The sequence below is a fragment of the Ruegeria sp. CK2 genome (assembly GCF_056536585.1).
The window spans coordinates 1-9,120 of record NZ_JBQFPW010000033.1; the positions used below are offsets into that span (position 1 = coordinate 1).

The following is a 9,120-nucleotide window of genomic DNA, read 5'->3' on the forward strand; positions in this document are numbered from 1 at the left end:
CTTCGTCAATGATACCCACACCATCACCGCGGACTTCATCAACGCTCCAACCGGAACCGGCAGCTTCACCAACACCACCGAGCTGGACCGGTTGTTCGGCGATATCGAACTGGGCGCAACATTGTTCGGCTCAGACCGCTTCAACCTCTCCGCAAGCTACCAGGGCCGCTTCTCCTCAAACACAAACATCAACGCAGCAAACCTCAAAATGGAACTCAAATTTTGAAGGCGAAGCAATGGGTCAAGGTGAATCGAAATGGAGAATAAGGAGTAACGCGATTGGAACATCTGGACCGGGATTCCAAACCGACCTATCTGAGCTTCGCAAACTGGCGGCTCGAACTTGATCACGTTTAAGACTAGTGCAGGGGAGACGTTAAGCTCTCAACTCCCTCGCTGTCGGTGTGCCCATAATTGCTGGACGAACGCTCTAAAAAGCTGTGCAATATCAGTCCAAAATTGTGCCATTAATCCCTCGGCTGTGTCCTTAATTGCCGGACTGTGCCTTAACTCCAAGAATATACATGTTGTGTATGGGTAAGTTACATGCCAGACAGACCAGAATAGGTGAAGCAGCTGGTTGGTAACCTGTTGATATCCAAGAGTTAAGGGCACAATGACATATCCAATAGCATATTGTACCCGCTCTTCGCTGATCCTGTCGGTAACGCTGAGATTGACTATCACTCTGTTCGATTTTACCGCGCATTAAATACAGTAAGATTGAAACGTCGGCACGCCATTTAGACGAGTCACCATGAGGGCGTGGGCTCCCGGTGGCGCGTGAAAACATCAATATCGTCAAGGTCAGGCAATAACCGTCCCGGCTTCATCAAAAGCGGCGTCGGTCCAAAAGCCAATGGCAGGTCAAGGCCAGCGGCTGCGTCAACATCTTCAGAACCCTTCACTGGCACGCTTATCCGCGCGAGGACTAAACGCCTCAAGCTGCTGAGCCAAACTAGGCCCTTTCAGCAGGCTGTGGGAACCTTCTTTCAACGCCGCTGACTTAGCGCCCGGATAACCGCCAGTATCCGGTAACAGGAGCCCCGCCACGCTTCCAGGTGTCGCGCCAGTGTGTCTTCGAAACGTCCGATTAAACTGGGTCATATCATAGAACCCGTACTTTTCAGCTACAGCGCGCACAATACCTCTCCGAGGCACAGTGCGATACAATTCTTCGCGGATGCGCTGTGTCCTTCGGTTCGCAATGTATGACATTATGCCTTCTTCTTCGCCGAACAGTCGATACAACGTTGCGCGAGACACCCCGAACTGCTTGCACAGCTGCTCGGGGTTCATTGAATGATCGGCGATGTTTTCTTCGACATAGCGTTGAATTGCTGCCCGCCTGAAATCCACTACCGCCGCAGCCTCACAATCCGGCTCATCGCGAAGAATCGGTTGAAGAAAACCGCATAAGCTATCCGCGATTTTCCCAACATCAACCTCTGAACTGTGATGCAATGTCTCATGGTAACTGAGAAGCATGGACCGCAGCATTGCGCCGATAGGTCTCGACGTGGGAAACGCTCGGCTTCTGAGGAGTTGACCTGGTGCCAACTCTAGCCTGCCTGGCGGAATGTAGAGATTTAGCGCATCATCCGGCTCCTTGATGTCCCACAAACCCCATCGATCTGTGTGGGTCACGTAGACGACACCCGTCGATTGGTGTTCCAGCCTGTCGCCCAAGAAATATTCGCGCCTGCCATGTTGCAGCAACGTGATCGTAACCAGTGGCTCGTTGTCACGTGCCTGTGCGGCGATAAAGCTCATTGGTGCTGAAATTCCATGAAGAAAGGAAACATCCCCAATGAAAGAGAAATTCGAACGCAGGAAGAAATCCCCAACGGATCGGGGATCATCTTTGAACGTCATGAAACCCCGCCACATTTCCGAGACTGCATCAAAGCGGTCCTCCGAGGCGAAATTTGCAGTGTCAAATTTCAGCTGTGGGATGCCAGTCATTGGACGCTCGCTTAATAACCCGTGCGGTGAGTTTCAGACAGTTCTCCTTGTGGATCAAGAGAGGCAAAAGGAGCCATTTGCCTCAAGCACGGAGCATTCTGGCTCTAAGTGCCGTCGACGGGTAGCGCCTGCGGCAGGGTTGGCGCAAACCAGTCTCAATGAGGTCGTGCGGGTATAACCCGTGCCTTCCCTTCCAGTGTTTGGCCGGGGGAGGCAAGGCCAGCACACAGGTTTTGAGGGCAGCAATGATTAAATCCCATCCCTTTCTCGAGAAGCTCCGCTCCGGGATGATCCGCGGTGGACGTATGACCAAACTGGCGGGTGTTGCTGCCAGCTACGCCCCACAGTTTGCCGGAGCTCTGGTTGTTGCGGGTCCGCTGATGATGTCGGTGTCGAGCGCAGCGCTTGCGGATTGTGTTGCCAATCCGGCGGGGTCAGGCACGTTTGAATGCAGCGGCAGCGCGACGGTTACGCAGGATCTGAGCCCGCCTGCCGGGCAGGCGCTGGATGTCAGCACGACGGACCAGGTCAGCATCGTAACTACCACCGGAAACGCGCTGCGACTGAACTCGTATGCGGGAATCACCTTCTCGGATGACTATGCCTCGACCTTCACTGGCGCCAACCTCGGAATTTCTGCGAATAACTCGGGCACCGGTTCGGTGTCGATAACCACCGCCGGAGATGTCACCGGCATGACATATTCAGGAATAAACGCGGTCAATCTCAGTTCGGGCACGGATCTGACGATCTCGACGGCAAAGGTCAGTGGCGGGGATTGGGGGATTCTAGCCGTCAGTCAAGGCAGTGGTGCGCTGTCGGTGACGTCCACCGGTGACGTCACAGGCACGAGCGCCGATGGGATTTTCGCGCAGAGCACTTCGGGCACGGGCCTGACGATCACGGCGGCGGCGGTGTCGGGTGGTCAAAGGGGAGTTCGTGCACGGAACTATGGTGCCGGGGACTTGTCGGTGACATCGTCTGGCGATGTCACGGGCACCAATGACGACGGGATTTTTGCGTTAAACTCTTCATCCGCTGACGATCTCACGATCTCAGCGGCGGCAGTTTCAGGTGGTGATAACGGGATTAATGCGCAAAACGATGGTACTGGCGCATTGTCGGTAACGTCCACGGCAGCTGTCACGGGTTCCAACGGGGATGGGATTTCAGCGCAGAACAGCTCTACCGGCGCAGACTTGGCGGTCACGGCTGCGACCGTCTCGGGTAGCCAAAATGGGATTTATGCGAGGCACTACGGAACCGGAGATTTGTCGGTGACATCGTCCGGCACCGTCACAGGCACCTCAAATAATGGGATTGACGCGTCAAACACCTCAACGGGCACGGATCTGACGATCTCAGCGGCGGCGGTGTCGGGTGGTGAGAATGGAATTTATGCGGTGGGCTTAGGTACCGGGGACTTGTCGGTGACAGCGACCGGTGATGTCACGGGCACCACTTACGACGGGATATTTGCAAAAAACTATTCGCCAGCCGACAATCTAACGATCACGGCGGCAGCGGTTTCAGGCGGAGATAACGGGATTTACGCGCAAAACGACGGCAGTGGGGCGCTGTCGGTGACGTCTACCGGGGATGTTGCGGGCACGAACGCCTATGGGATCTACGCACGGAACAATGCTGGCGGCACGGATCTGACGATCACGGCGGCGGCGGTGTCGGGTGGTGAGAATGGAATTTATGCCCGGAACGACGGTACCGGGGACTTGTCGGTGACAGCGACCGGCGATGTCACGGGCACGAATGACGACGGGATATTTGCGTTAAATTTAACATCCGGCGACGATCTGACGATCTCTGCAGCGGCGGTCAGCGGAGGAGCTTCGGGGATTCTGGCCGCCAACAATGGCGGTGGTGCGCTGTCGGTGACGTCCACCGGCGACGTCACTGGTTTGGCTGGAACAGGTATTGTTGCACAGAACTCTACTTTCGGTACCAATCTGACCGTCTCGTCAGCGGCAGTCAGCGGAACCGGGAACGGGATTCAAGCAAGTAATTTAGGCTTTGGCGCCACCAGGGTGACCTCCACCGGCACTGTCACAGGCACCAATGACGACGGGATAAATGCGACAATCTCTGCTTATGGTTCGGATTTGACGATCACGGCTGCGGCTGTCTCAGGTGGCGATAACGGGATTTACGCACAAAGCGGCGGCAGAGGCGCATTGTCGGTTACGTCCACCGGGGCGGTTACGGGCTCGGGAGGCAATGGGGTCAATGCAGCGAACAGTTCTACCGGCACGGATCTGACGATTTCGACGGCGGCTGTCTCAGGCGGCACACACGGGATATTTGCAGATAGCAATGGAACTGGAGCCTTGTCGGTGACGTCCACCGGCGATGTCACCGGTTCTGGATTGGACGGGGTTTACGCACAGAACAGTCCCAACGGAACGAATCTGACGATTTCGACGGCAAAGGTCAGCGGAAACAGATCGGGGGTTTCCGCAACCAACGACGGCAGTGGGGCGCTGTCGGTGTCGTCTACCGGGGACGTTGCGGGCACGAACGCCAATGGGATCTACGCACGGAACAATGCTGGCAGCACGGATCTGACGATCACGGCGGCGGCGGTGTCGGGTGGTGAGAATGGAGTTTATGCCCTGAACTCAGGTAACGGGGACTTGTCGGTAACAGCGACCGGCGATGTTAAGGGCACCAATGACGACGGGATATTTGCGTTAAATTTAACATCCGGCGACGATCTGACGATCTCTGCGGCGGCGGTCAGCGGAGGAGCTTCGGGGATTCTGGCCGCCAACAATGGCGGTGGTGCGCTGTCGGTGACGTCCACCGGCGACGTCACTGGTTTGGCTGGAACAGGTATTGTTGCACAGAACTCTTCTTTCGGTACCAATCTGACCGTCTCGTCAGCGGCAGTCAGCGGAACCGGGAACGGGATTCAAGCAAGTAATTTAGGCTTTGGTGCGACCACGGTGACCTCCACCGGCACTGTCACAGGCACCAATGACGACGGGATAAATGCGACAATCTCTGCTTATGGTTCGGATTTGACGATCACGGCTGCGGCTGTCTCAGGTGGCGATAACGGGATTTACGCGCAAAGCGGCGGCAGAGGCGCATTGTCGGTAACGTCCACCGGGGCGGTTACGGGCTCGGGAGGCGATGGGGTCAATGCAGCGAACAGTGGCACGGATCTGACGATCGCGACAGCGGCGGTCACGGGTGGTCTAAATGGGATTCTTGCGCGGAGCTCAGGTACCGGGGATTTGTCGGTGACCTCCACCGGCACTGTCACGGGTACCAATGACGACGGGATATCTGCGTTGAATTCTTCATCCGGCGACGACCTCACGATCACGGCAGCAGCAGTTTCAGGCGGTGATAACGGGATCAACGCACAACACAACGGCAGTGGCGCATTATCGGTAACGTCCACGGCAGCTGTCACGGGTTCCAGCGGGGATGGGATTTTCGCGCAGAAGAATTCGGGCACGGACCTGACGGTCACGGCGGCAGCTGTTTCGGGTGGCCAAAGTGGGATTGTTGCGCGGAACGACGGTGGCGGGGAGTTGTCGGTGACAACGACCGGTAATATAGCGGGCGCCACTTACGATGGGATATATGCGGTAAACTCTGGAGTCGCCGATGACCTCACGATCACGGCGGCAAAGGTCAGCGGAAACAGATCGGGGATTTCCGCAAGAAACTACAGCCGTGGTGCGTTGACGGTCACAACCAGCGGAGAGATCACAGGCTCCAGATACAGTGGGATTTTTGGGCGAAACTTTAATCCTCTCGGCACGGACGTTACGATCAACGCGGCGGCGGCGGTGAAGGGTGGCTCCGATGGAATTCGTGCGACGAACATAGGTAACGGGGACTTGATGGTGACATCGACCGGCGATGTCACGGGCACGGGTGACGACGGGATATTTGCGCATAATTCACAATGGTCCGAGAATCTGACGATTTCGACGGCAAAGGCCAGCGGTAACAAATCGGGGATTGCGGCCTTCAACAGTGGCCGCGGTGCACTGTCGGTGACGTCGACCGGGGTCGTCACGGGCACGAACAACAATGGGATCATTGCGACGAACTTTAGGGGCACGGATCTGACGATCGCGACGGCAGCGGCGGTGACGGGTGGCACCGATGCAATTCGCGCACGGAACTTGGGAACCGGGGACTTGACGGTGACAGCGACCGGCGACGTCACGGCCACCAATGACGACGGGATATTTGCGGAAAACACTTCTGCGGGCACCGACGTCACGATCACCGCAGCAGCAGTTTCAGGCGGTGATAATGGGATTTTCGCGGAAAACGAAGGTACCGGCGCTTTGTCGGTAACGTCCACGGCAGCTGTCACGGGTTCCAGCGAGGATGGGATTTTCGCGCAGAACAGCTCTAACGGCACGGACTTGGCGGTCACGGCTGCTGCTGCTTCGGGTGGTCAAAGTGGGATTGTTGCACAGAACTCAGGGACCGGGGACTTGTCGGTGACGTCCACCGGGGTCGTCGCTGGCACGAATGGCAAGGGAGTTGATGCGCAAAACAGTTACAACGGAATGGGTCTGACGGTCACGACAGCGGCTGTCACGGGCGGTACAGACGGAATATATGTCATAAACTATGGAACTGGAGCCTTGTCGGTGACGTCCACTGGGGCCGTCACGGGTTCCAGCGGGGATGGGGTTTACGCGCGACAGAATTCCAACGGAACGGATCTGACACTCGCTACGACGGTGGCGTCGGGTGGCCGGGCGGGTATCTGGTCTCGAAACGATGGCAGTGGTGCGCTGTCGGTCACAGCGACCGGGGACGTCACGGGCACGGATCGCTACGGGGTTTATGCATGGAACAGTTCTACCGGCACGGATCTGACGATCTCAGCAGCGACGGTGTCGGGTGGTGAGGATGGAATTCATGCACGGAACTTAGGAACTGGGGACTTGTTGGTGACAGCGACCGGCGATGTCACGGGTACCAATAACGACGGGATATCTGCGCGTAATTTTTCATCCGGCGACGATCTCACGATCACGGCGGCAGCAGTTTCAGGCGGTGATAACGGGATTTCCGCAACAAACGACGGCAGTGGAGCCTTGTCGGTAACGTCCACGGCAGCTGTCACGGGTTCCAGCGGGGATGGGGTCAAAGCAGAGAACACTTCGGGCACGGATCTGACGATCACGACAGCGGCTGTTTCTGGTGGCCTAAGAGGGATTGTTGCACGGAACTCTGGAACTGGAGCCTTGTCGGTGACGTCAACCGGGGACGTCATGGGCACGGATCGCTATGGGGTTTCCGCGATAAACACTTCTACCGGCACGGCTCTGACGATCTCAGCGGCGGCGGTGTCGGGGGGCCAAGCTGGAATTGGTGCAATAAACTATGGCGCTGGCGCTTTATCAGTTACCTCCACCGGCGCTGTCACGGGATCTAGCGCTAATGGGATGACGGCGTACAACTCCTCTGCGGGCACGGACCTGACGATCACGGCAGCGGCTGTGTCGGGGGGCCAAAGAGGGATCTGGGCTCGAAACCAAGGCACTGGCGCTTTGACGGTATCATCGACTGGCGCTGTCACTGGCACAGGTGGCGAGGGGATTTATGCGCGAAACACTTCGGGCACCGACCTTACAATCACGGCGGTCGGGGTTTCCGGCTCTGACCGTGGGATTTCCGCAAAAAACGAAGGCATTGGAGCCTTGTCGGTAACCACCACGGCAGATGTCATTGGGTCCGGCGGGCATGGGATTTTCGCAGAAAACAGTGCTGAATACGCTCGTTCCGGCACGAGCTTGTCGATTACAGCGGCGGCGGTCTCGGGTAGTCAAAGTGGGATCTTTGCGCGCAATTGGGGCGGTGGCCCGGTTTCGATAACGACGACCGGAGATGTTGTAGGCGCGGATGGCGACGGGATTCGTGGTTATAACTATGGTGGAAGTTTTACGGTCACGACGGCAGATGTCTCGGGCAGTAATGATGGAATGTATGTGCGAAGCTATGGCGCCGGCCCGATGACTGTCACAACTACCGGAGAGGTCACGGGTGTGGATGGTTATGGGATTTATGCCATGCTGGATTCAACGTCACGTGAACGTGCGGACCTGACCATCGTAGCAGAAGAGGCGGTCTCGGCTGGCAGAACAGGGATCAGTGGGTTTAACGCTGACGGTGGCGACGTGTTGTTGACGGCGCAGGGGCCTGTGATGAGCTTGTCTGGTGATGGGATCGTTGCAAACGCCAATATTGGTACGGCCAGTGTTGTTGCGCTGGATGATGTCACGACAACTGGCGTGAACAGGAATGGGGTGTACGCATATGGGTCCAGCAGTGCCGAGGTGACGCTGTGGGGCAGCGTTCAGGGCGGATCCGGCACGGGTGCGGGGGTGCGGCTCGGTGGAAGATATGGGACGTCGCCAAGCACGTTGAACGTAGAGGCCACGGGATCGGTGTCCGCGCTGTCGGGCCTGGCGGTCCGGAGTCGCGACGGGGATGACGTGGTGAACATCGCGGGCCTGATCACCGGCAATGTCGATCTGGGGGGCGGGCGTAACAGGGTTAACATCCTTTCCGGCGGCCGCCTCGATGCAGGAAACAGCATCAACGTTGGGGATGGCTTTGTGGTGAATGAGGGTACGTTCTCGCCCGGCGGCGACAATGTGATCCAGACCACCACCATAACAGGCGATCTGAGCCAGGAGGCCTCGGGCACGCTTGCGATCGATGTGGACCTGGTGGCCGGAACCTCCGATCAGGTGATCGTTACCGGATTGGCGGAACTGTCCGGGCAGGTGGCGGTCAACCAGCAATCCCCGCTGTCGGTCGAGACCCTGAGCCCGGGTCGGCAGAGCTTTACCCTTGTGTCTGCCACAGATGGCGCGACGGCTTCCGGATTAACACTCGCAGGCCTCAGCCCGGCCGTGCAGGCGTCTCTGTTGTTCCCGAATACAACAGATGTCGTCCTGAGCTTCGGGGTGAACTTCACCGATATCGCGGGGCTGAATGCCAACCAGAGCCGGACCAGTGCCGCGCTGAACGAGGCCTTCGTGCTGGACAGCGGCGGCGTTGCCCCTGTGCTGAACGGGCTGCTGGCGGTCACGAACTCATCCGATTACGCGGACGCGCTCGATCAGCTGAGCCCGGAGATCTATGGCAACG

Annotated in this window: 3 protein-coding genes; 2 read left to right on the top strand and 1 reads right to left on the bottom strand. The window is 57.7% G+C overall.

Annotation, left to right across the window (positions count from 1 at the left end):
• The coding region (locus tag ACR0BU_RS24245) for a hypothetical protein (protein WP_480739480.1) at window positions 1-226 on the top strand (226 nt) is incomplete at its 5' end.
• Between the two features lie 668 nt (window positions 227-894).
• On the opposite strand, the gene ACR0BU_RS24250 is transcribed toward ACR0BU_RS24245, so the two are convergent.
• Window positions 895-1,965, bottom strand: a complete 1,071-nt coding sequence (locus ACR0BU_RS24250) for a helix-turn-helix transcriptional regulator (protein ID WP_480739478.1) — start codon at window positions 1,963-1,965, stop codon at window positions 895-897.
• 245 nt (window positions 1,966-2,210) lie between these two features.
• Between ACR0BU_RS24250 and ACR0BU_RS24255 the strand changes: the two genes are divergently transcribed.
• The coding region (locus tag ACR0BU_RS24255) for a hypothetical protein (protein ID WP_480755779.1) at window positions 2,211-9,120 on the top strand (6,910 nt) is incomplete at its 3' end.